Origin of the sequence: Clostridium sp. YIM B02506, assembly GCF_022324845.1 — a bacterium.
Lineage (GTDB): Bacteria > Bacillota > Clostridia > Clostridiales > Clostridiaceae > Clostridium_T > Clostridium_T intestinale.
Genome location: NZ_JAKGTG010000003.1, coordinates 164,188 through 189,302 on the forward strand (window position 1 = coordinate 164,188; position 25,115 = coordinate 189,302).

At 28.7% G+C, this 25,115-nt stretch carries 20 protein-coding genes, 1 pseudogene and 1 riboswitch; of the genes and pseudogenes, 2 read left to right on the forward strand and 19 right to left on the reverse strand.

Annotated features, from left to right (window positions below; translation table 11 throughout):
* Positions 1-123: 123 nt before the first annotated feature.
* From L1S49_RS04610 to L1S49_RS04635, 6 genes are all read right to left on the reverse strand, one after another.
* A complete protein-coding gene (locus L1S49_RS04610) occupies positions 124-813 on the reverse strand; it encodes a radical SAM protein (RefSeq protein WP_238902743.1) in 690 nt (229 codons plus the stop codon).
* Positions 800-1,360, reverse strand: coding sequence for an ECF transporter S component (locus L1S49_RS04615; protein WP_238902744.1), 561 nt, complete (start codon positions 1,358-1,360; stop codon positions 800-802). Before L1S49_RS04615 ends, L1S49_RS04610 begins: the two co-directional genes overlap by 14 nt.
* Before the next feature lie 17 nt (positions 1,361-1,377).
* Entirely contained in the window at positions 1,378-2,337 is a 960-nt protein-coding gene (locus tag L1S49_RS04620; RefSeq protein ID WP_238902745.1) for a nucleoside hydrolase, read from the reverse strand.
* A gap of 144 nt (positions 2,338-2,481) precedes the next feature.
* Positions 2,482-2,526, reverse strand: a riboswitch (PreQ1 riboswitch).
* A 58-nt stretch (positions 2,527-2,584) separates the two neighbouring features.
* Positions 2,585-3,256 (reverse strand): GDSL-type esterase/lipase family protein, encoded by a 672-nt coding sequence (locus tag L1S49_RS04625; protein WP_238902746.1) that lies wholly within the window; start codon positions 3,254-3,256, stop codon positions 2,585-2,587.
* Between the two features lie 398 nt (positions 3,257-3,654).
* Entirely contained in the window at positions 3,655-4,749 is a 1,095-nt protein-coding gene (locus tag L1S49_RS04630) for a hypothetical protein (protein WP_238902747.1), read from the reverse strand.
* Entirely contained in the window at positions 4,746-5,237 is a 492-nt protein-coding gene (locus tag L1S49_RS04635) for an RNA polymerase sigma factor (RefSeq protein WP_238902748.1), read from the reverse strand. The genes L1S49_RS04630 and L1S49_RS04635 overlap by 4 nt, the downstream gene beginning before the upstream one ends.
* A 154-nt stretch (positions 5,238-5,391) precedes the next feature.
* On the opposite strand from L1S49_RS04635, the gene L1S49_RS04640 reads away from it, so the two are divergent.
* Positions 5,392-6,711 carry a mannosyltransferase family protein gene (locus L1S49_RS04640; protein WP_238902749.1) on the forward strand — a complete coding sequence of 440 codons (1,320 nt, stop codon included), beginning with the start codon at positions 5,392-5,394 and terminating at the stop codon, positions 6,709-6,711.
* 65 nt (positions 6,712-6,776) lie between these two features.
* Here the strand turns inward: L1S49_RS04640 and L1S49_RS04645 are convergent, their stop codons facing one another.
* The 4 genes from L1S49_RS04645 to L1S49_RS04660 all read right to left on the reverse strand — a co-directional run bounded on the left by L1S49_RS04645 (position 6,777) and on the right by L1S49_RS04660 (position 13,810).
* The gene (locus L1S49_RS04645) at positions 6,777-7,160 is read right to left on the reverse strand and encodes a GtrA family protein (RefSeq protein ID WP_238902750.1); all 384 of its coding nucleotides are present in this window, start codon (positions 7,158-7,160) and stop codon (positions 6,777-6,779) included.
* Positions 7,161-7,183: 23 nt separating this feature from the next.
* Complete coding sequence (locus L1S49_RS04650; protein ID WP_238902751.1) at positions 7,184-8,122, reverse strand: glycosyltransferase family 2 protein; 939 nt, start codon at positions 8,120-8,122, stop codon at positions 7,184-7,186.
* A gap of 127 nt (positions 8,123-8,249) precedes the next feature.
* Complete coding sequence (locus L1S49_RS04655) at positions 8,250-10,784, reverse strand: Ig-like domain-containing protein (protein WP_238902752.1); 2,535 nt, start codon at positions 10,782-10,784, stop codon at positions 8,250-8,252.
* Positions 10,785-10,951: 167 nt separating this feature from the next.
* Positions 10,952-13,810 (reverse strand): Ig-like domain-containing protein, encoded by a 2,859-nt coding sequence (locus L1S49_RS04660; protein ID WP_238902753.1) that lies wholly within the window; start codon positions 13,808-13,810, stop codon positions 10,952-10,954.
* Positions 13,811-14,276: 466 nt separating this feature from the next.
* Between L1S49_RS04660 and L1S49_RS04665 the strand changes: the two genes are divergently transcribed.
* Entirely contained in the window at positions 14,277-15,353 is a 1,077-nt protein-coding gene (locus L1S49_RS04665) for an acyltransferase family protein (RefSeq protein ID WP_238902754.1), read from the forward strand.
* A 108-nt stretch (positions 15,354-15,461) separates the two neighbouring features.
* On the opposite strand, the gene L1S49_RS04670 is transcribed toward L1S49_RS04665, so the two are convergent.
* The 9 genes and pseudogenes from L1S49_RS04670 to L1S49_RS04710 all read right to left on the reverse strand — a co-directional run bounded on the left by L1S49_RS04670 (position 15,462) and on the right by L1S49_RS04710 (position 24,635).
* A complete protein-coding gene (locus tag L1S49_RS04670) occupies positions 15,462-16,466 on the reverse strand; it encodes a hypothetical protein (protein WP_238902755.1) in 1,005 nt (334 codons plus the stop codon).
* Positions 16,467-16,488: 22 nt separating this feature from the next.
* Positions 16,489-17,853, reverse strand: a complete 1,365-nt coding sequence (locus L1S49_RS04675) for an O-antigen polymerase (RefSeq protein WP_238902756.1) — start codon at positions 17,851-17,853, stop codon at positions 16,489-16,491.
* Positions 17,854-17,890: 37 nt separating this feature from the next.
* On the reverse strand, positions 17,891-18,733 hold the full coding sequence (locus L1S49_RS04680) for a glycosyltransferase (protein WP_238902757.1): 843 nt from the start codon (positions 18,731-18,733) through the stop codon (positions 17,891-17,893).
* Positions 18,734-18,744: 11 nt separating this feature from the next.
* Positions 18,745-19,890, reverse strand: a complete 1,146-nt coding sequence (locus tag L1S49_RS04685; protein WP_238902758.1) for a glycosyltransferase family 4 protein — start codon at positions 19,888-19,890, stop codon at positions 18,745-18,747.
* 26 nt (positions 19,891-19,916) lie between these two features.
* Entirely contained in the window at positions 19,917-21,071 is a 1,155-nt protein-coding gene (locus L1S49_RS04690) for a glycosyltransferase family 4 protein (protein WP_238902759.1), read from the reverse strand.
* 1 nt (position 21,072) lies between these two features.
* Complete coding sequence (locus tag L1S49_RS04695; RefSeq protein WP_238902760.1) at positions 21,073-21,738, reverse strand: acyltransferase; 666 nt, start codon at positions 21,736-21,738, stop codon at positions 21,073-21,075.
* A gap of 93 nt (positions 21,739-21,831) precedes the next feature.
* Positions 21,832-22,076, reverse strand: a pseudogene (locus tag L1S49_RS04700) (dTDP-glucose 4,6-dehydratase); the annotation flags it as partial.
* A gap of 73 nt (positions 22,077-22,149) precedes the next feature.
* The gene (locus L1S49_RS04705; protein WP_238902761.1) at positions 22,150-23,313 is read right to left on the reverse strand and encodes a DUF1972 domain-containing protein; all 1,164 of its coding nucleotides are present in this window, start codon (positions 23,311-23,313) and stop codon (positions 22,150-22,152) included.
* 29 nt (positions 23,314-23,342) lie between these two features.
* The gene (locus L1S49_RS04710) at positions 23,343-24,635 is read right to left on the reverse strand and encodes a UDP-glucose/GDP-mannose dehydrogenase family protein (RefSeq protein ID WP_238902762.1); all 1,293 of its coding nucleotides are present in this window, start codon (positions 24,633-24,635) and stop codon (positions 23,343-23,345) included.
* Between the last annotated feature and the right edge of the window lie 480 nt (positions 24,636-25,115).

The following is a 25,115-nucleotide window of genomic DNA, read 5'->3' on the forward strand; positions in this document are numbered from 1 at the left end:
TTTAATTGCTAATATTTATATAATACTATTATTATATATCATAAAGAACTTATCCGCTTAAAATTTATGTTGAATTTATTAATTAAAAAGAAAAAACTGCTACATTTTGTAACAGTTTTTTCTTTAATCCCCCACACCAAAATCCGTATTATGATAAAGTACCTCAATATAAGGGTTTTCATTTAAATGTGAATATTCTTTTTTAAACCAATTCACTAATTCTTCATCTCTTTTAACCTCTGTAGTATTTTCTACAAATACATTTATAGTTCCATATTTAAAATAATCTACTAAAATGTTTATATCTCTTCTAATCATTTCTTTACTTTGCCCTTTTATTCCAACCATTAAACATACAGATTGAAACTTTTCTGCTACTTCCTCTGGAGTTCTAAATCTTGCATTTTTATTTAATATATAGTTTCTAAAATCATAGTCAAAAGTTTCTACTCCTATTTTAAAAATTATAGGTATATTAAAATACCCTCTTATTTCATCTAGTCTATTTTTATAACACCAGTGGCTTTCCATAAATAACTTATTAATCTTCTTTTTTTCTATTATTTCTTTGATATAAGACAATGTATCCTTAGGTATCTCAAAGCAACTTCCTGAATTAATTACTTCCAAAACTCCAAATTCACCGGTTACTTTATCTAATACCTCTCTATTTAATTTATTCATTTCCTCTTCATCTTGCCCATTATCATCAATATAATCACAAAAGCTACACTTTCCCCATACACACGGAAATGCTTTAAGCAATACTATTTCTCTTTTATTTTTATTAGTTATTTTATTATATCTCTCCATAACTTCTCTCTTTTAATCCTTTAGGGATTACATCCATTATTTTAATTACTAAAGCTACAGCTATAGCTTTATCTAAAATATCACTTATAATCTGAGTTGAAAATACCCCTGCTACTACATTAACCCCTGCTTCTTTTAAATACATTACAATAAATGAACTTCCTGATGAAGTTATTCCACCAAAAACATAAGCTGCTATTAATGAAGCCATAACTGACCCAATTAAAGTTACAACTAAGGTTCCTAAAACAGCCAGCTTTCCTTTAAACAAACCTTTTTTATAAAGCAATCCTGAGGTTAAACCTATTATTATTTGAACCGGCATAAAATATAGAGATACAGGGTCAAAACTAACTCCATTAATTATAGAAGTTACAGCTCCCGTTAATATTCCAGCTATTGGTCCAAAGAAAAATGCGGACATAAAAGTTCCAATGGTGTCTAAATATATAGGTAGCTTTAGCCCTACAGCTATAAATCCACCTGCTATATTAAATACAACACCTAACGCCATTACTATTAATTTAAAAGTATTATTATTTTTCATTTTTTATCTCCTATTAATTAATTATTGTCTACTATTTTTTCTATCTCTTCTTTATAATCTTCAAAAAGAATATTAAGGAAATACTTCATAAATTCCTTTGAATTTACATCAGTCAATACTCGTACATTATGCTTTTTTTTATAAAAATCAGCTACATCAACAACAGTTTGTCCTACAGCAATTCCATCAGTAACTATGTCCATATAAGAAGTAAAGCCCTTGCATAAACTTCTATCAATAAAATAAGCCACAGCCAATGGATCATTAATTACACAACCTAGTGTTTTTTCCTGTTTCCAATGAAAATCCACATAAAATCTTGTAATATCCACAACAAATCTTCCTATATCCCCACCTATTTGGTTAATAAGTTCAATATAGTTTGGGGTAAGTACAACCTCTCTAGTTACATCTAATCCCACCATAGTAAAAGGAATATCCAAGTTATCTAAAACCACTTTAACAGCCTCTGGATCAACCCAATAATTAAACTCAGCCACAGGTGAACAATTTCCATGAGATTTAAAAGCACCCCCCATAGATACTATTTCTTCTAAACTATTAAAAGCTTCCTTATCTTTTTCTATGGCTTTTGCAAGATTAGTTAAAGGTCCTAAAGCAATTATGCTTACATCTCCTTCTTTAGCTTTTTCTAAAATAAAATCCACCCCACCGTACTCTATTAAATCTTCATTAAAGGTGTAATTAGTTTCTCCAAGGCCATCCAATCCATGTGTATCCTCTGCCGTAACTAACTTTCTTACTAAAGGATATTCTTCTCCCACATATATTTTTTTCTCCTCTTTACCTAAAAGTTTCAAAATCTTTTTAGCATTTTTAGCCCCTTGTAAGGCAGGTACATTTCCAGAAACTATAGTTATGCCTAAGATATCTAATTCATTAGATTTTATAGCTAAAATTAAAGCCAGAGCATCATCAATTCCTGGATCACAATCAATTATTACTTTTCTTTTCATTTACACTCTCCTAATTTTTATAAAAATAAAAGGGGATGGTCTCCCATCCCTAAAATTAATCATAACTAATAAAACCTCTAGGCATATACCTAGAGGTTCTTAAATCACAAGTAATAAAAGCCAAACACAAATAAATGCTTAAGCTAATTCCTAGTTTTTTATAGAGGGATGGTTACGAACCTCTCCTAGAATTTCTCCTAGAATCTATATTTAATTGTTTTAAGTATAATTGGTTTTATATATTTTTTCAAGATAAACTTTTTTCTAATATTAAAGGTTTAATTTCTTTAGTAAGCCTAACATATGCTTCCTCAGTAAGGTGTAATCCGTCAGTTGTGTACTCATAATATATATTACCACTCTCTTTATTATATAAAACATCAAAGACATTTTTAAAGGTTACATTATCAAATCTTTTACAAATCAACTCTATCTCTTCATTTAAAGCTTTTATTATTCTATTACTTCTTAAAACTTTACCCGCCTTTGGACCATTTGATTCCTCATCGCAGGGGTGAACAGATAAAACTACTATTTCTACTCCTTCGATATTATTAGAAATCATTCTTATTAATTCTTGAATATTATAAGAGATATCTCTAGGGCTTCTCATTCTTGCATTGCCCAAGTCGTTAGTACCTACCCCTAACACAACAACCTTAGGGTTGTATTTAATAACGCCTTCATCAATAATCCACAAAAGAGTTTCTGAAGTAAATCCCCCTACGCCAGAATTATATTTAATATTTATTTCAGGATAAAATCTATCTATATCATACAACTCAGTTATAGAGTCCCCATAAAAAACTACTCCACCTGGTATTGCTTCTTTATTATTTACTATGATTTTTTTTATTAAATCTATTTGGTTTTCCCTTAATTGATATATTCCATCATTGTATTTCATATCTTCTCTCATATTTCCCACTCCTCACTTAATTAGTTGAGAATTGAAAGTTGAAACAGGAGCGTTTAAAACCCCATCAACTTTCCACTTTTTATTAATATTATATACCCTAAAGTTTGTCTTGTGGAGATATAGACTTTATTTAACTACATATGACTATGTTGGAAAGAAAAGTTGGTGAGTTAAATAAAGAATTACAGCTTGTATGATTGATCTATATTTCCACCAACTTTTTACTCCAACAATATTATAAGAAGATACCAACACCTTAGAAATTACCCAATTCTCCATCTCTACAAATTATTATAATTTATTTTACAGTTTATTCATATCAATTTTTCGTATGATAGTACTCTATTTAAGTAAACTCTCATAATAAAAAGAGCTGCCAAATCAACAGCTCTTTTATGCTACTTAACATACTCATCTAAAAACCTCTTAAAATCCTCATTAACCTCATGTCTTGAAATAAAACTTATATTAGGATAGTATTCTGAACTAAAATACACACCTTTTTGATTATATATTCTAATAGTTACTGAATTACCTAAAGCATCTCCCACAAAACCCTCACTTCCAGGGATTGAAGATGGGGCATCCTTTACTTCACCACTATCCATAATTATGTCTGTTTGAATTGATGCTTGAGGATCTTTTGCCTCATCATTATCAATAAAAGTTGAAGCAGCACTTGAACTTGTATTATCTTTATAATCAGGAGGAAGTTCTTTTGGTTCATTTTTTACTTCTGGTTCAACTTGCTCTTTAGATTTTTTGTAGTTAAATAATTTATTAAAATATTTATCACTTGAATCTGGGATTATAGAATAATAATTATAAAATTCCAAAATCCTAGATTTATCAGTAATTTCATTTATTATACTGTTTCCGTTTCTTATAAATTGAATTTTTGAAATATCTTCACCTTTATTTATACCATAAAGCTCAAGATAAGCTTTTATATCTTCATCCTTATTATTTATATAACTATCAAACCAAAAGAATTTGAAAAGTTTATATTCATTATCTACCTTTACAGCAACAATTCCATCACAACCAGCTGGAAGATATCTATAAACCTCTTTTCCTATTAAAGTTTCATCAACACTTGTAGAAATAGTCGTAAGTTTATCCCCAATATCTTTATTATTAATTGTGTTTGGAAATTTAAACTCAGCTTTTTCACCTTCTGATAAAATATTATAAGTCTTATTCTCTACTTTAAATTGATTTGTAACTCTTGCAATATTGTCTATCATCCCAATAGCATTATCCTCGGTACTAAGCTCCTCATTTATATAATTTCTTTTATTAAAATTATAAAATACTAATGTTCCACTAAACACAAGAACTAAAATCAATAGAGGAATTGCTCTTTTTGCATATATAAATATAGATGGAGTTTTGTCATTAGAGCTATTCAGTACATTTTCTAACATTCTTTGTTTAGCTCCATAACTAGGCTTTAAACTTTCAAAGGATTTTTTTAATTCATCTTCTTTCATCTTAAATCCCCCTCCATTTCAACTTTAAGAAGTTTCCTTCCTTTATGAAGATATCCTTTTATAGTAGATAGGTTTTTATCTAAAATCTTTGAAATTTCCACAGTAGAATACCCTTCATAATAGTACATATATAAAGCTGTTTTATATTTGGGTGGAAGTTCCATAACCTTCTTTATAGTATCATCAATATAAAATTCCTCATTATGTGATACCTCATTGGCATAAGCTATATCAACTGTTTTTCTCCAAAAACTTTTGAAAAAATCCTTACATAAGTTTGTAGCAGTTCTAATAAGCCATGCTTTTTCATGTTCAAAACTTTCAAACTTCGTATTATCCCTCATCAGCCTAATAAAAGTATTTTGTACCATGTCCTCGGTATCATGTTGATTTTTCATATACAAAACACACACCCTATAAACGCTATTTACATGTCTATCATATATTTCTGAAACTTCTTTATTTGTGTGCACAAAAGAATCCTTCATTTCACTTCCCCCTTCACTAATAATACGATTAAAATAGGAAAAAGGTTTAAAATTTTTATAGATGTGTTTATTAAATCCTGCTACTGTGTACTCATCCTAAAAATTCTGATAATATATTATATAGAAAAGATTTAACTTAATTCTGGAGGATAAAATGAAATACATAACTTCTTTTAATAAAGAAACTTTTAATTTCAATTACTTCAAACATATTTTCACTATATTTCTACAAATAACACTTATCTTTATAGTTTCTAGAGGAATTATAATTTCTGCACTTTTGTTTTTTTCTATAGGACCTTTTGCTTTACCTGAAAATACTAATACCTTAGATATTGGTATGGTAAATAATATCATACTCCAACTAAAAAAAGCTCTCTCATTTTGGGATTCAGGTTGGTACAGAAATATAGTAGATACAGGCTATCTTTACGAACCTAATAATAGCCAAACCATCAATGTAGCTTTTTACTATATTTATCCTATGACTTCAAGAATTGTTCGTAATATTTTAGGAATAAGTACAGATGCAGCACTTATATTAACTAGTAATATAGCAACATATATTAGCTTCTTTTTAATGTACTATTTAAGTAAGCTTATAAATATAAGTAAAAATGCGGCTTTTATAGGTATTTTACTTTATGCAGTTAATCCTTTTTCAATTTTTCTTACTGCTGGATACTCTGAACCTATATATGTACTTATATCAGCAATAACTATAATATTGCTGATTAAAAAAAAGATTGTTCCTGCCGCATTTATTGGAGGGCTATTAAGTGGAATAAGGTCAATAGGAGTTTTCTTTACACTTATACTTCTTATTTATTATTTCCTTATTGAAAGAAAAAAACTTACAATCTCAAACCTAGTAAAAATATCAATACTTTGTATTATAAGTACCTGGGGAAAAGTTGCTTTTATATTGCATAATCTTATACGTTTTAATGAGCCCTTTGCCTCAGAAATTGTTCAAAAGTATTGGGGAAATATCGGTGGGGATTTAACTCTTTTACAAAAAATTAAAAATCTCATAAAATACATACTTACTCCTTTTTTTAGACACTTTAATCCATTAGACTCTTCAGTTATATCAATCTTAGTAGTCTATATATTACTTATTGTATCTCTAATAAGTATAATTGGATTAATATTTAGAAAGTCTCAAAAAGGCAAAATTTTTTCGAATTATATGTACACAAATATCATAGATTATAAGGTTGAAGCCTTATTAGTAACTTGGTCGTTAGTCCAAATTATTCTTCCTCTTATTATATTTGGTATGAAAGGCAATAATATCTTTTCAATGGGAAGATATGTACTTCCTATGTTTCCACTATATTTACTGCTTGGAAATATGTTAGAGAAAAGATATCTTCTGTATTCCTTATTACTTGTTGTATTTGTGTTTGAAATGATAATATTAGCTTTAGGTTTTTCTTATGGATTACCTCGTAACTACTACGTATTCTAGTATTTATATAATAAAAATAAAGAGTTGTTAACTACAACTCTTTTATACTTTAAATGTGTAAAAATTTATACTTTAAAGGTGTATATTTTATTTAACAAGTAATTAATAACTACAGTTATACAAGTGGTTATTAACTGAGCTATAGTACTATTAAAACTAAGCTGTTTAACCAAAACCATAAGAAGCCCTGTACTAACTGCTAAAGATAATAAATTGACCAAGGCAAACTTTATAAAATACATCTTAGACTCATTATTAACTTTAAATACCCAATTTTTACTCCAAATAAATCCATTTATCATTCCACATATATATCCTATAATATTAGCTACTAAATAATTAATTCCTAATTTTAATAGTATGTTATAAACAACAAAAGTTATTAATGTGTTTGAAACTCCTACAATACCGAATTTTATGAACTCCTTTTTTCCTTTAATAAAATTCACTATATCAGTCACAATTCCACCTTCTATTCCATATTTACTTCTTTCTCTATTACATATAGTGGTCTACGTTTGCTTTCATCATATATTCTACCTATGTATTCACCTAGAACAGATATACTTAACAATTGAACCCCACCTAAAAAAGTTACCGCAGTCATTATAGATGCCCACCCAGATACAACATTAACATTATTTGTTAATTTTCTGATTAAAGCATACAAAAATATAACTAGTGATATGGAAACACAAAACACCCCTAAAGATCCCATAAGTTTAAGAGGTTTTGCTGAAAAAGATATTATACCATCTGATGCAAACTTTATCATCTTTTTTAGTGGATATTTAGTTTCTCCTGCAAATCTCTCATCTCTTTCATATTCAATAGGTGTTTGCTTAAAGCCTACCCAGCTAACCATTCCACGCACAAATCTATTATTTTCTTTCATTGTTTTAAGAACATTAACTACATCCCTATCCATAAGTCTAAAATCACCAGTATCTAATGGTATGTCTATATCAGTCATCTTATCTAAAATTCTATAAAACATACCTGCTGTAAAAAGTTTAAAGAAAGATTCACCCTTTCTCTTTTTTCTTTTAGCATAAACAACCTTATATCCTTCATTCCACAAATCAATCATTTTAGGAATAAGTTCTGGTGGATCTTGCAAATCAGCATCTATTACAACCACAGCATCTCCCTTTGCTTTATCTACACCTGCAGTAACTGCTATTTGGTGCCCAAAATTTCTTGAAAAGCTTATTATCTTAGTATTCTTATCTTCCTCTGCTATCTTATTAAGAATCTCGAATGTCTTATCCTTACTTCCATCATTAACAAATATAAACTCATAATTTATCTCATTATCATTCATTACTTTTTTCAATCTTTTATAACATTCATCAGCGACCTTCTCTTCATAATACATTGGAACTACAATAGAAATTAATTTGCTGCTCATCTTTCCTCCCATAAAATTAATCATTAAATATCTAAATCATTGTACCATATTTATGCAAATTAATCACTTCTAGTAAATATTTTTTCAAAATTCAACAAAAAAAAGAAGCTACCTGAAAGGCAGCCTCCTATTTATTAAAAGTTGGAATCTCTAAATGAATTAATGGATTATCCATAGCATCAATTATATTTTTTATTCTCACTGTCTGTTTATAAGCCCAGCCAACATCGGTAGCATATTGGTGCCACATGGAACTCGTGGTAAAATCCCATCTCATTTTATATAGAGTATTTTGATTATAGGTAATACTATTAATATAACCATTGCCAATCCATTTAGCTCCCCCTATAATAGCATCTTCTACAGTAAACCATCCTTCTGCATAAGCTTTCTCGCTTCCCCAAAGATCTGCATCACTATCTAATGCACCTATACCATACATATTATATATAGTTTTAGATTCAACAGACTTTAAAGATGATTTTACATTCCCAAACTCTTCATGCAGTTTATCCACCTTAATTGCTCCTCTTGCTAAGGTAGATGTTCCATTTCCTGTTTCTAACAATGCATGAGCAACTAAGTATATAGGGTTAACATTTGCTCTTTTACCAGCCTCAATAAAAGCGTCTCCTTTTCCTTCCAGCACACCCTTACCTTTTAAAACATTATTTAACTGAGAAGCTTGTATACCATCACTGTAACTAAGCTTTAAGAACATATATTTCCCAGCTGGGTCATTTATAAAATTTGCTGGATTCATATAATAAGCAATTTCATCTCTTGTTGCATATCTCCAAAGCAAGGTATACTTATCTTGAATCAGAGGTTTCTTTTCTATTTGGATATCTAAGTACGAATTAAAGGTATTGGGATAAGTAACATATGTAGTAATACTGTTAACTATACTAACCTTAATTGTTACCTCATTCTGACTTCCATCATTACCTATAGCTTGCACTTTTATAGTTTTTGTTCCTTGATTAATACTAGATGTATCTACTGTATATTCATAACCACTTATATTTGCATTAATATATTGTGGATATACCTTTCCTACATCTGACCTTGAAAGTCCTGAGGTTGCACTGCCTACGTAATTATTATCTACATATAATTTTATTTCCTTAATCCCGGATGCATTTAATGCCCAACCTCTTACTTTTACCTTACCATTAACTATATTATTGACTGAAGGTTCATCAATATGTGTCATGGGGCTCAGTTTAACTATATTTACCTTTAATGAATAAGTTTTTGAAGAACCATCATTACCTATAGCTTCTACTTTCAGTTCTCTCATACCCGCTGCTATAGGTAAAGTATTCATATTAAACTCATATCCACTTTTATCTCCATTTATGTATTCAGGATATGCTCGCCCTACATCTGGTCTAGAAACTCCTATAGATGCATTTCCTATATATGTATTGTCAACATAAAGCTTAACTTCTTTTATTCCTGATGAATTTAGTGCCCATCCTCTTACTTTTATGTTATCTTTCACTTCACTATTTGCTACTGGATCATCTATATTCATTATAGGATTAAGTTTAGCTATATTAACATTTACATTACTTTCTTGAATAGTTCCATCATTACCTATAGCTTGTACTTTCAATGTTTTTATACCCGAAGATATAGATGAAGCATCTATGGTATATTCATATCCACTTTTATCCCCATATGTATATGCCGGAAAGGCATTTTTTACATCCGGTCTTGACTTACCTATAACTGCACTTCCTACATAAGAATTATTAACATAAATCTTAACTTCCTTTATACCTGATGAATTTAACGCCCATCCTCTTACATTAACATTTCCTTTTATAGTACTATTTGCACTAGGTCCATCTATCCACATGTAAGAGGCTAATTTATCAAACTTAACTATACTAGCGCTTTCTTGAGTGCTACCATCATTTCCTATAGCTTGTACTTTTATTGTTTTTGATCCAACTGCCATGGATGAAGTATCTATGGTGTACTCATATCCACTTCTATCTCCATCTGTATATGATGGAAAGGCATTCTTTACATCTGGTCTTGATTTTCCTAAAGCTGCACTTCCTACATAAGAATTATTAACATAAATCTTAACTTCCTTTATTCCTGATGAATTTAGTGCCCATCCTCTTACTTTAATGTTTCCATTTATTGTGTTGTTAGATATGGGATCATCTATATTCATTTTAGAACTTAATTTTGATACATTCACTTTAATAGAGTATTGCTGACTAGTCCCATCTATACCTATTGCTTGCACCTTAATAGTTTTTGCTCCTTCAGATAATGATGAGTTATTTATAGTATATTCAAACCCACTTTTATCTGCCTTCATATATTCTGGATAAACTTTTTTAACGTCTGGTCTTGATATGCCCATAGTAGCATTTCCTAAATATAAATTATCTAGATATATCTTAACTTCTTTAATACCCGACTCATTCAATGCCCAACCATTTATAGTAATAGATTTTCCAACACTTACTGTACTATTACTAACAGGATTATCTATATTCATAATAGTAGAAAGCTTTTTATCTGCATCAGATGAAATAACGATTCCTTCTACAGCTTGTACTTTTTCTAAACTAAAAGGTGTAATAAATATTGAAGCAATAAGAATTTTTATTAATCCACTTTTTATTGTACTCACTTCCCTTTCTATATTATCCCTCTATATATAAGGACTCTAGGTCAATTATAACCTCGTTTACATATTTATAAAAGTTAAATTTATTGTAATAACTTCATTAAAACTCCTATAAGTGTAAAATAATCTAAAATAAAAAGAGATGAATTCTCATCTCTTTTTATTTTAGATTATTTTTTAAATCTTGGTATTTCCAAGTGTATAACAGGATTGTCCATGCAATCAATTATTTTTTTTATTTGTACGGTTTGTTTATATGCCCACCCTACATCAGTAGCATATTGATGCCACATTTCATCTGTTGAAAAATCCCATCTCATTTTATATAAGGTATTTTGCTTGAATGTTGTACTATTAACATAGCCATTACCAATCCATTTAGCTCCACCTATTATGGCATCTTCAATAGTAAACCATCCTTCTGAGTAAGCTTTTTCACTACCCCAAAGATCTGCCCCTTGGTCTAAAGCTCCTATACCATAAACATTATATATCTTTTTATCTGAGACATTCTTTATATCAGACTTGATATTACCAAACTCTTCATGTATTTCCTTTACAGTAATTGATCCATTAGATAACTTAGATGTACCATTTCCAGTTTCTAATAGTGCATGAGCTACTAAGTATATAGGATTCACATTCGCTCTTTTTCCCGCCTCTAAAAATGCTTGTCCTTTTCCTGCTAAAACACCTTTTCCTTCTAATGCCTTATTTAATTGAGAATCACTTATTCCATTACTGTAATTAAGATTTAGAAACATATATTTTCTAATGGAGTCATTTCTGAAGTTTTCTGGATTCATATAATAGTAAATTTCATCTTTAGTAGCAAATCTCCAAAGTCCAGTGTAGCTATCTTGAATTAATGGTTTCTTTGCAGCTTGTATATCTACATAGTCATTTATAGATTTAGAATAAGTGTAATACTCAACTGAACTATTATATACCTTAACATTAATACTAACTTCACTTTGAGTACCATCTTTGCCTATAGCTAGTACTTTTATAGCAGCTGTTCCTTCTTTTATAAAGGAAGTGTCAATAGTACATTCATAACCGCTTTCAGCTGCATTAATATACTTAGGATACGCTCTTTGAACATCAGGTCTTGACTTTTCTATGGCTGCATTTGTAATATATTTATTATCCATATAGACTTTTATTTCTTTTATCTCTGATGCATTTAATGCCCATCCTCTTACTTTTACTTTTCCTTTAACTGTAGAATTAACAGATGGTTCATCAAGATGAGTTATAGGATTAGGCTTATTAAGATTTACTTTTGTAGTGTATGTTTGGCTTGTACCATCTTTTCCTATAGCCTGGACCTTTATAGTTTTGGTTCCTGGCTTTATAGTTAAAGTATTAATTGTATATTCATATCCACTTTTATCTGCATTAATGTATTGCGAAAAAGCATTTTTAATATCTGGTCTTGATTTTCCTAAAGCTGCACTGCCTACATAAGCATTATCTACATAAACTTTTACTTCTTTTACTTCTGACGCATTTAATGCCCATCCTCTTACCTTAATATTTCCTCCAGTACTTGAGTCAAGTGTTGGTTCATCTATATTCATAAGTGGACTTGGCTTGTTTATTTTTACACTATAGGTTTGACTTGTTCCATCATTACCTATAGCCTGTACTTTAATTGTATTTCCTCCTACTGCTATAGCTGAAGTGTTAATAGTATATTCATACCCACTCTTATCTGCATTTGTATATACTGGATATGCATTTTTAACATCTGGTCTTGATTTTCCTAAAGCTGCACTTCCTACATACTTGTCTTGTGCATAAACCTTAACTTCCTTTATACCAGAAGCATTTAAAGCCCATCCTCTTACTTTTATATTTCCATTAGCAGTTAAGTTTACTCTTGGCTCATCAACGTTCATGATTGGAACTAATTTTTCTGAATTAACATTTATATTATATGTTTGACTTGTTCCATCATTGCCAACAGCTTGAACTTTTATTGTATTAGTTCCTGATCCTAAGGATGAAGCATTTATAGTATATTCATACCCACTTTTATCAGCATCTGGATATCCTGGATATACATTTTTTACATCTGGTCTTGATGTTCCTAAAGCTGCGTTAGCTACAAACTTATCATTAACATATACCTTTACTTCTTTAATTCCAGTTTGGCTTATTGCCCATCCTCTTACCTTTATGTTCCCACCTATTTTTAAATTAGCTGTTGGCTCGTCTATATTCATAAGTGGCTTTGCTTTAGTTAAATCTACATTTTTAGTATAGGTTTGGGTTGATCCATCCTTACCTATTGCTTCTACTTTTATAGTTTTTCTTCCTTCTCCTAAACCTGATGTGTTTATTGTGTATTCATATCCGCTTTTATCAGCACCTGGATATCCTGGATATACATTTTTTACATCTGGTCTTGCTTTTCCTAAAGCTGCGTTAGCTACAAATGTATTATTAACATATACCTTTACTTCTTTAATTTCAGATTGGCTTATTGCCCATCCTCTTACCTTTATGTTTCCACTTGTTTTTAAATCAGCTGTTGGCTCGTCTATATTCATAAGTGGCTTTGCTTTAGTTAAATCTACATTTTTAGTATAGGTTTGGGTTGATCCATCCTTACCTATTGCTTCTACTTTTATAGTTTTTCTTCCTTCTCCTAAACCTGATGTGTTTATTGTGTATTCATATCCGCTTTTATCAGACTCTATATACTGCGGATAAACATTTTTAACATCCGGTCTTGATTTTCCTATAGATGCATTCCCTAAATATTTGTCTTGTACATATATTTTTACTTCATTTATACCTGATTGGTTTAATGCCCATCCTCTTACTCTTATGTTACCACCTGTGGTTAAATTAGCAGTTGGTTCATCAACATGCCCAATTTTCTCAAGACTCTTACTAACTGTTGTAGTTACAGCTGTAGTAGTGGTCTTTTCAGCAGCTTGCACATTATCAGCCATAAAAGGTGATAAACAAAGAACAATTAACAGACATTCAATTGCTTTTCTCTTAATCTCAATCACTCCCCTTAATATCTTAAAAATTTCACATATATAATTATAAACAAAACTAAGGTGTTTTTAAAGTAATTATTGACCTTTTATGTAATTATTTGAAATAATTAAGGGTAATTTATAACTTATAGTATGAATATCTTAGTCACTTACAAATATATTCTAAGAGGTTCAGCATATGACGTATAATTATTTTTAAGCACATGATAACTTATCACTATAGAAATTAAATAGTGGAGGGTCAATTTTATTTGCAAAAGCGGGTCAAAAGTAGTTAACAATCTACAGCTTTAAGGCACATGAACTAACTCTAGTTTCAATTTCTCTATAAAACAATAATCTTTTCTAATATTAAAGACTACTACTAAAATTAAACTTCTAAATTAAGTGTATAAAGGAGATTATTACGATAGAAAATCCTTCTTAAGTATGTTATAATTCTATAGACTTATATATGAGGGGGATTAGGATAAACATGGACCGTAATTTTACGAAAGATGATACCTTGATAGCTAAAGGGGCAGCATTAATATTAATGTATATCCATCATCTATATGCTTTTCCAAACAGAATATTAAATGGAAATTATTATAACAGTTTTTTTCAATTATGGGGAAAGGACATAGAATGGAGGATAGGCGTATTTGGCGGTATATGTATAGGTACATTTATCTTTTTAAGTGGCTATGGAACCTACAAAAGTTATAATTCCAGTAATAAACAATATTATTTTATTAAAAAGAAGTTATTGAATTTTTACAAAGTTTATTGGTTAGTTTTTGCTATTTTTATTCCACTAGGATATGTTTTGCACTATCAAAGAAAACTTAGCCTTCTCAACTTAATTAACAATATTTTAGGTTATAAGATTGATTACAGTTCTGAATGGTGGTTTATTACACCTTTTATTTTTACAATGATATTCTTTCCAATAATATCCAACATTTACGAAAGATTTTCAAAAGGTTTAATTGTGGATATTTTTTTAATTATAACATTAGCAGTAATAATTAGAACTATACTCCCTAGCATTATTTCCATTTCATACTTTGATAAGTTTTGGAAATCTACATATTGGAGTATATTATATTCAGTAATTAAGTTTATGCCTAGTTTTTTATCTGGTTACATCTTCGCAAAATATGATTTATTTTTAAAATTTAGACAAATATTTAAAAGTAAATTTACGTTATTGTTTTTTTCTTTTATTTTATTAATAATTATTTTTATTTTTAGAACTGAAACTGGATTAGAAACTAGTTGGGACTATATTTATGCTCCGCTACTCATTATATCTATAACTAACATCATTAATGAACTTAAATTCATTAAAAAGTCTTTCATTAGTATTGGAAAAAAGTCAACGTATATGTGGCTTATGCATAGCTTTTTTTGCTATCAATATTTTCAATCTTTAATTTATAGACCACATAACCCTTTATTTATTTTACTATTGTTTATTGGATTGACTTACTTAATATCTAGTGTTCTAGAGAGACTTAACAGTTTAATTAATTTTAATAAATCACTACCGTCTATTCATAACTTTTAGAAAAAAGAAGATCTGTATTAGTAATTTTTAATACAAATCTTCTTTTAATGTAACTCTTTAATTTAATATTCACTGTATATTTTCTATGTAACTTTATTTATTTTTTGCTTAAATCCTAGATTTAAATATTTTAGTTACATCTTTTGAAAATATATTTTTTTCATTTCTAATCATTTCTCTATATCTATCAAAATATCCATTATATTCATTATAATTATTTATACAATTTCTAACTTTATCTACTATAGCTGATATATTATTTTCATTACAATCAAATTTAAATTGGTCATCAATCATTACATCTTCATAATATGATGCTGATCCATTTTTTCCAGTAATAATACAGCAACCGGAAATAGCCGCTTCTCGTGGAAATCTATCTTTACCTGGATGATTTCCAAAATCAATATATACCTTAGACTTTGATACTAGTTCCTGTACTTGACTAGTTGTTAGATTTATTAATGGTACCCACTTTAAATCAGGTGCTGCTTTAATTAACTTCTCTGTAAATTTATATCCCTTTTTAGGATTATATAATACTACGTCTTCCCTATTATTTATTGAATGTTCTTTCTCTAGATATACTTCATTAATATAATCAGAAAGATATTCTATTTTTTCTTTAGCTACACCTGATTTAATAAGAAAATCTATTGCATAATGAGATTGACATAAATGTATATCTCCCAAACTTGAAATTTCTTTAATAGAATTTAGTTTGTACAATCTTTTTATAGTATGTGATAAAGCTTTAGCAAATCCCCAAAACTTTAGATGATTAATGAATCCATTATTTTTCACAAAGTTATCCACACTTAGCCACCATATAACTTTTTGTATATTATTAAACTTATCTATTATATCAAATGTAAACACTTCTGGAACAACCAAAATATTTTCTTTTGAATTATTTATAGTATTAACACTAACTGAATTACTAACATAGGATTCAAACCCAGTAGTTATATCACCTACTTGATTATTAGGTACTCCTAAATAAACAATATGCGCATCATGATTATTTTTATTTAGCTCATGCACTAGCTGATGTAATAACTCAGTTCCTCCTGTTTTGGTCTTGTATGGACATAAAACATATATCTTTGACATATTAGTGATTTTAAGCATATAATCACGTCTCTTTCTTATTAAATATTTTTTTATATAAATAAATAATTTTAGTAACCCAACTCCTTGAAGAATAACTTCCTATTGGCTTGTATGCAATAAACATAATGAGTAAAAATGCTAATGAATAATAAATTTTAGCAAATGGAAATCTTATGAATGAGAAAGCTATCCCCTGAAAAAGTAGTAAGTATAGTGAAATACTTTTTACAGAACCACTTTTTTTTGAATCTAAATATATCTTAGTTGCAAGTAGTCCATACAGGAACATTCCTATTATAATTCCAATAGTCCTCCCATCAAAATAGAAAAACCAAAATGCTGAAACATATGCATTTGCTTTTGTTCCTCCAGCTGCAATTACAGGCCATACACTATCTGTCTGAGCTATTTGATTGTACACTGTTTGAATAAATTCTGGATATTGAGTATTAAATAAGTTTTTGAAAAAGTAGGAAATACTAAATACAAAACCATTTAATGATGCAGTTCCATATGCCAGATTACCTAGCTTATCAATGGTATCTTTCCAATAACTAAATAAGTAAGGAGGCATTGCAAAATAAAAATACAAGTGTCTTATTACTAATATACCACTTCTCGAAATAGTTAATATTACGCCCAAAATAAAACCAGCTGCAGTAATTACTTTTATCCTCTTCTTATTTTTTTTATCTACTTCACTTTCTTCTGATCCTTTATTTGATTGTTTTGTTGACAAAAGAAAATAAGCTAGTAGCATATATAACATAAAATTAACCAATGGGGTTCTTCCTGCATCTGAAACAACACGCATAATTATGATACCTATGTTTACAAAAAACAAATGCTTACTATTTTTCCCAAACCAGTAATCTACAACAGCAATTACTTCTATTGCAGTTACAGAAGGTAAAATTATAAAGTTTTTAATTAGGTTATAAATACCTCCAGCCTCTCTATTTAAAATACTATTTTGATCTTGAGCCAAAACCCTAATAGCATCTAAATCATTTCCTTTTAGTACCAGACTCAATGATATAATAAAATCATTTAGGTAAAATAAAATACATAAATATCCTAAAAACAATATTAGTTTATATCTTAAATCATATAGCTTACTCTCTTTATTATAATTGTTCACGATTTTATATTTATTATTTATCATTAATAATAAATATCCAGTTCCAAAAGATATGACCCCAATAAAAATTAAATATACTATTTGTTCTGATCCTTCCCTAAGTCCGAAAAGATGTAATGAATACAAAAAGACAATGAATGCCCAAATCCCGCTAAAAAAGATAAATGGATTAATTGGACTCCTATATTCTTTCTCAATAACCACGATTGTAACTGCGAAAATTAATATAAAGCAAGCTATTATCATATCATTCCTCCAACTTTGTATAATAAGAATTATTATATTATCTAAGGCATTTTCTATAAATACGTAATGACTTAGCCATATTTGTAAAAACAAATTCACGTTTTTTCTTGTTACTAGATGTTAATTTATTTGTTGATGAATCCTCTTTATGAAGTACTTTAAGTGAAGGTTCATAAATTATTTTAAAACCATTTTTTATACATAACTGAAACAAGATCATTTCTTCCATATAAAGAAAAGTTTCTGGATAAAAAGCATATTTCATCTTCTCTATATACAATTCTGAAAAAACAATACACGACCCATGCAAAATAACATTTTCTTTTTTTTCAGCAACATATTTTGCTAAATTATTAGAATTACTATTATTTTTATTCTTCTTAAGTAAGTCATATAAACCTAACTTTGAAAGTAGGAAAAGTAAAGAATAGCGAACTTCTTCCATAAATGCTTCTTTGCTACTTAAACAATTTCCACTCATTGGATTTTGATGGCCACCATCAACCATAGATACAATATCTGGTCCCGTAATAAAAAACTTATTTTCTTCGTAAGATTTATGTAATTTATCAATAAATTCTATATCATTAAAAACAGTATCATTATTTGTTACAACAATCATATTTGATTTCAAAACATCTTTTGCATATTCATAACCAATATTATTGCCTTTAGCAAATCCAAGATTATTTTTGTTATAAATAAATTTAATATTATTTATTTCTTTAAATGTTAATTCAACAATTTCTATACTGCCATTATTGGAATTATTATCAACAACCACAATATCTGTTGATCCATTTAAATTTAATATCGAATTTATACATTCTATTGTATCACCATATGTTAGATAGTGTAATATTACAAAACACAGTTTCATTATTTTCCCTCCTAACTATATTCAAAATAATCCATCATTTTTTTCGCAATACTACTCCACATATAATCTTTACGTATTGTTTGCCCTGCATTATTTCCAACTTCAGTAGAGAATTCAGGATTTTCTAATAAACACTTACACTTTTCAACCCATTGATTGCAGTCAAAAGAGTCAACAATAAATCCATTTTCTTTATTTCTAATTAGGGTATCTGAACCTGCAATCCTACTTGAAATAGTCGGCACATTAAAATACATAGCTTCTAATAATACCATTCCAAAAATTTCTTGAACAGAAGGTAATAAAAATATACTGGCTTTATTATATATAAATTTCATCTGAGAATTTTTAATGAATTCATACCAAATCACATCATTTAAGTATTCTCTATCTATTTGACTCTTACAATATTGTGTGTAAGATTCACTTCCTTTTCCAACTAAAACCAACTGTAGGTCTTTGTATTCTGTATCTTTCTTTAATACATTAAATATTTTTATTAAAAATTCAACATTTTTTCTTTTACTTATACTTCCAACGTATAATAAATTACGGTGTCCATCCATTTTATCAATTAAATTTTGAGTGTTTGATTGTAGTTCTATTTCTTGTTCAAATTTTGAAACATCAAGACCAACACCTGTAACTACAGAGTTTTTTATTCCTTTTTCTTCAAGGAAATCTTTAGACATTCTTGTTTTTGTGAATATCTTTTTGATATGTGAATTAATATATTTACAAAAAAGAGTATCATATATTTTTTCCATTATTGGTATCTTAAATAAATTATAATAGGGTCCATTATACAAAAATACGTTATTATGTCTATGTGCTACAATAACGCTCATTAATTGGCTATATTCTGATACAAATACAATATCATATTTACTTAGAAACTTTCTACTCCAAACAGAAGGATAAAGCCCTGTACGTAATATCTTTATACCTTTACGCCAAAATATTATCAACTTATTTTGGTCAGTATTTACAGCTTGATCCCTATTCTTCTTTGAATAGTATATAATATCAAAATCATATCCTAATTCACAAAATGCCTTTCCTAGTCCTACTTCTTGCAAATTATAACTATCAAAGCTTAACTCATACGGACCACTTCTTATATATAATATTTTTTTCTTATCATTGCTATCATTCATATTTTTACATCCTTATATCCCAAATACTATAATTCATACTTATCATATAGATTAGTAAATTTATCAACATAACTTCTCAGTGAAAAGTTTTCTTTCTGTCTTAAACATGAATTTTCTTGAAATTTCTTTCTAAGATTTTTGTCGTTTAATATTAAACTTATTTTTTCGGCTAAATCTTTTACATTACCTACTTCTGCTAACAAACCGTTATAGTTTTCCTTAACCATCTCACAAATTCCCCCATGTCTATATCCAACAATAGGTGTACTACTGGCCATGGCTTCTAATACTACTGTTGGTAGCGGATCAGGGTTAGTACTTGGAAGAACAAATATATCATACAAAGCGTGTATATTTTTGCTATCATTTCTATACTGATCAAATACTACTCTATTCTTATTCTTCATTGATTTAATTTTACTTTTTAGTTCCTCTATTCTCCACTCTTCTCCTTCAAACACACCTCCAACTAACATAGCGTAAACATCTTTATGCTTTTCTAAAACTATATCCATTGCTCCCAAAAAGTCATTTTGACCTTTCCACGCATTAACTCTTCCAATCATGCCTACAACTATTGCTTCTGTTGGAATATTAAATTCTTTATTTATATAACTCGTATTATTTTCTTTATTAAATACATTATTATCTACACCATTATAAATAACATTTATATTTTTTTTAAAATATCCAGTAGATTTCAAATGTTCTTTTACAGCTTCTGATACAGTAACAACTTCACTAGAATTAGTTGCAATTAAATAGCTCAGGACTTTATGTACAATTTTCGGCTTTACAATAATCTCATGTATATGCCATATAAGTGGTATTTTAAGCATTCTTTTTATAAATATCCCTTCTAACACAGCTGCTGTATTAGTGTGAATTATATTTATTTTTTCATGCTTAACTATAGCCTTTATTTTAGATGAATATATAAAATAGTCTTTTATATATTTTAATAGTCCTAGAATATTGAAAATTTTTCTTCTAATTATAGGATATTCCATAACTTTAACCCATATATTATGTCCTCTCAATTTCTCTACTAATGGACCCTCACTAGGTAATATAACATATGGAGTGAATTTATCTTTATCTAAATTCTTTAATAACTCTAAAAGCACTATATCAGCACCATACAGTTCTGCCCCAGCATGAAGATATAAGATTTTTTTCATATTACTTCTCCAATCTACTTACTATTTGTTTATTTCTTTTATCCATAACGATTGAATAGGGTTTTATATCTTTAGTTACAACAGTTCCAGCTGCTATTATACAACCTTCCCCTATTGTAACTCCATCTAGTATAATAGCTCCACTTCCAATCCAACAATTATCTTTAATTTCTATCCCTTTTTGATTAACTCCCTGATCTTTTATAGTAATATTTATATCAGAAAAACTATGATTTTCTGCAAACAAGCTAACTCTAGGACCAATCATTACATTTTTTCCTATTTTAATATATCCGGCACACCCAACATAACTTAATGGCCCAATTGATGAGTTATTACCAATCTCCATACCTTCACCTATTTCAACACCATAGTAACTAGATGGTCTTATCATTGCTGAATTTCCTATAGTTACATCATCTCCAAATATTATTCCTCTTTTGCTTAATCCTTGAATCTCACAATTCTGCTCGAACTTAACATTTCTTCCCAATGATATGTATCTTTTATGAGTAATACTAGTCTTCTTACCAATAAATAATAACCCTCTAGATTTTTTAAAAAAATACTTACTTATGGTTCCTCTAATTACTTTTATAACTGACATAAATAGTATATTTATCAAAGCAGAATTAGTTACATTTTTCCTATCAATTCTATCTATCATTACCTTACCTCAAGTTTTATTAATATATAACTTATGTTACCTATGCATATTTTCATAATACTTCTGTTAGTTTCCAGAAGTTATATGTTCCATCTATTCTTTATTATCTAAATACCACTTAATAGTTTTTGCTATTCATACTTGAAAAGTAGTCTCTGGATAACAACCTAAATCATTTTTTATCCATATCTTCTATCATGATCTTTTTTATCTTCTATATACTTAATTAAATCTTCAGTTATAATATTATCTACATTTTCATTTAAATAAGCTATTACTGTTTTAACTATTTGTATGTTAATTCTTTCATTATGCTCACCTAAATTATAAACTTTACCTGGTTCTCCATAAAGTTTTCTCCAATTTTACTTGAAGAATATGGACTGTGTGGATCTAAAGGTGTCGTTTCCATTATATATTATTAGATAAAAATACTTGTTCATATTTATCTATAATTAATTGCCAGGTATATTCTTTTTCTATTCTATCTTTAGCTGCACTACTATAATCATTTATAGTCTTTTGGTCGTACTGTTCTAAACTATCTATTAATCTACTTAAGCTTTCATTGTCTTTATTGAAATAAACAGCTCCAGATTCTCCAACTTCTCTATTAAATCCAACATCTAATAAGATATTCAAATCAGTTGTAGCTAATGCTTCCAACAAAGATGGATTGGTGCCACCTACCTCATGACCATGCAAATATCCGTAAGCATTCTCTCTTATTTTTTTAAGCAGCTCTTGGTTGTATACTGTTCCTACAAACTTTATTCTTTTATCTTTATCAAAGTTAGTTTTTTCTCTAAGCTTATCATAGAATTTATTTTTCTCTACATTAGTAATTAGAACAAAATCTTTCTTAGTATTTGATTTCATAAACTCAGTTATCATTATTTCATAATTGTTTTCTGGAACAAATCTACCTACTACTAAATAATACCCCTTTTTCTTAATACCCTTTTCATTATACCAACTAAGAAGAGTTTCATCATTGTCACCTAATTGTGATTTTTTTGTGTCAGCTCCATAAGCTATAAATGTCGTATTAGGATTGTAAAAACTATAGTCTTCTTTAATATAATTTTCAATATTTACAGAATCACATATTAATAAATCTGCATGCTTAACCATCAACTGCTCAGAAATTTTCCAATATTTCTTTATTGCAAAATTCCATTTTCCTCGTTTCCACTCATGTCCATCTGGATTTACTAATAGCTTGCCACCTATTTTTTCAATCTGCTTCTTATATTTCCCTATAAATGGTCCTATTCTACATGCCAATATGTAAACCACAGGTTTTTCTAATCTCATTTCTTTTATATAAGCAATACATTTTTTTAGAGCCTTAACATCATAATAAATTGCTTTTGCAGCACCTAAATTAAGTACTTTAACATTAAAGCATCTAGCCCCATTATGTTCAAACTCATCATCATTATCTGATAAACAAGAAACGTGATATTTTATTTCTTTATCTTTTTGTCCCTCTGTTAATTTATCAACAAAAGTTTCAAATCCTCCATAATTAGCTGGAATTCCTTTAGATCCAATTATAAAAACATGTTTCATTATATACCTCTTCTTAAGCTCTTAAATATTTATCTTCCAACAGAATAATATTCTACGCCTTCATTATTTACTTCTTTCAAGTTAAAACAATTCCTACCATCATAAATTACAGCATTTTTCATTAATTCTTTAAAACTTTTAAGATTAATTTTCTTTATTTCATCCCACTCAGTAAATATAAAGGCTAAGTCTGCATCCTTTAATGCTTCTTCAGGGCTATTTACATACTGAACCCTCTCTGGATATAACTTTTTAAAATTCTCTGCTCCTACTGGATCATAAGCTATAACCTCTGCTCCCTCCTCTAAGAGTCTCCTTACATTAGGTATTGATGGTGCCTCTCTTAAGTCATCAGTTCCTGGTTTAAACGTTAATCCTAAAACTGCTACTTTCATTCCTTTAAGTGTGCCATACTTTTGTATTGCCTTTCTTATAAGCCTAAACTTTTGGTTTTCATTTACTTCTATAGTTGCCTTAACTGTTTTTAGCTCGTATCCATTGTCTTCAGCTAACCAGTGTAGAGCCTTAGTATCCTTAGGAAAGCATGAACCCCCATATCCTATTCCTGCTTTTAAAAACTTACTTCCTATCCTTTCATCATAAGACATACCTTTAGTTACATCTTCAATATTGGCACCAACTATTTCGCATAGATTCGCTATTTCATTTATAAAAGATATTTTAAGCGCTAAAAAATCGTTAGAAGCATACTTTACCATTTCTGCACTTCTTCTATTTGTAACTACTATTGGATGGTTAAATCTTTCATATACTTCTCTTAAGGTTTCTTCCGATTTCTTAGATTCAACACCTATTACTATTCTGCTAGCATTTAAAGTATCCTTTACTGCTGTCCCTTGAGATAAGAATTCTGGATTAGAGGCTACTTCTACTTTAACTTTGTTTTTCAAATTTAACTTAATATATTCTTCTATCTTATCGTTAGTTCCTATAGGTACTGTAGATTTTACCACTACTAAAGCATCTTTCTCTACATTTTCTGCTATTTGTTTAGCTACATTGTACACATATTCTAAATTAGCAGAACCATCTTCTCTCTCCGGTGTCCCAACCCCTATAAATATAACGTCTGCATTTCTGTAAGCATTAATATAATCTAAAGTGAAATCTATTTTTCCTAACTCATAGTTATTTTTTAATAACTCATCTAATCCCGGTTCATATATAGGCGAAACACCTTTTTTCATCATCTCTACTTTTTTCTCGTCTATATCAACGCAGGTTACATTGTGCCCCACTTCGGCTAGACATGCCCCTGTTACTAATCCTACATATCCAGTGCCAGCTACTACTATTTTCATTTTTATCCCCCTATCAACACTTTCATCATCTAATCAAATCTATTGTTATCTTAAATTGGCATCTATTTATATTATTTAACTATCATCTTTAATATTTATAGCAAAATAACAGCATCATATACTATATTGCACATCAATTTATTAAACTCCAAAGTCACTATATATTCGTGGAAATTAAACATGTTTTGTATAACCAATAAAATATATAGTACTTTATTGAATACCTTAACTAAATAATTATATAGTTTTTTTTAAAATTCTTCAACGCTACATTTTGTATTAACCCTCGAGTCAACAAGCCATTTTTCGACTAATTATAGTTCTAGACTCAATATTTTTTCTTTAAATTTAATCTTTCTATATTTACAATGTCCTATATAACTTATTATTTACATTTATGTTTAATATATTTATTTATATTTGTTTTACCTTGTAAATTTGACATATTTATAACTACTTAATATTATAAAAAAACATATT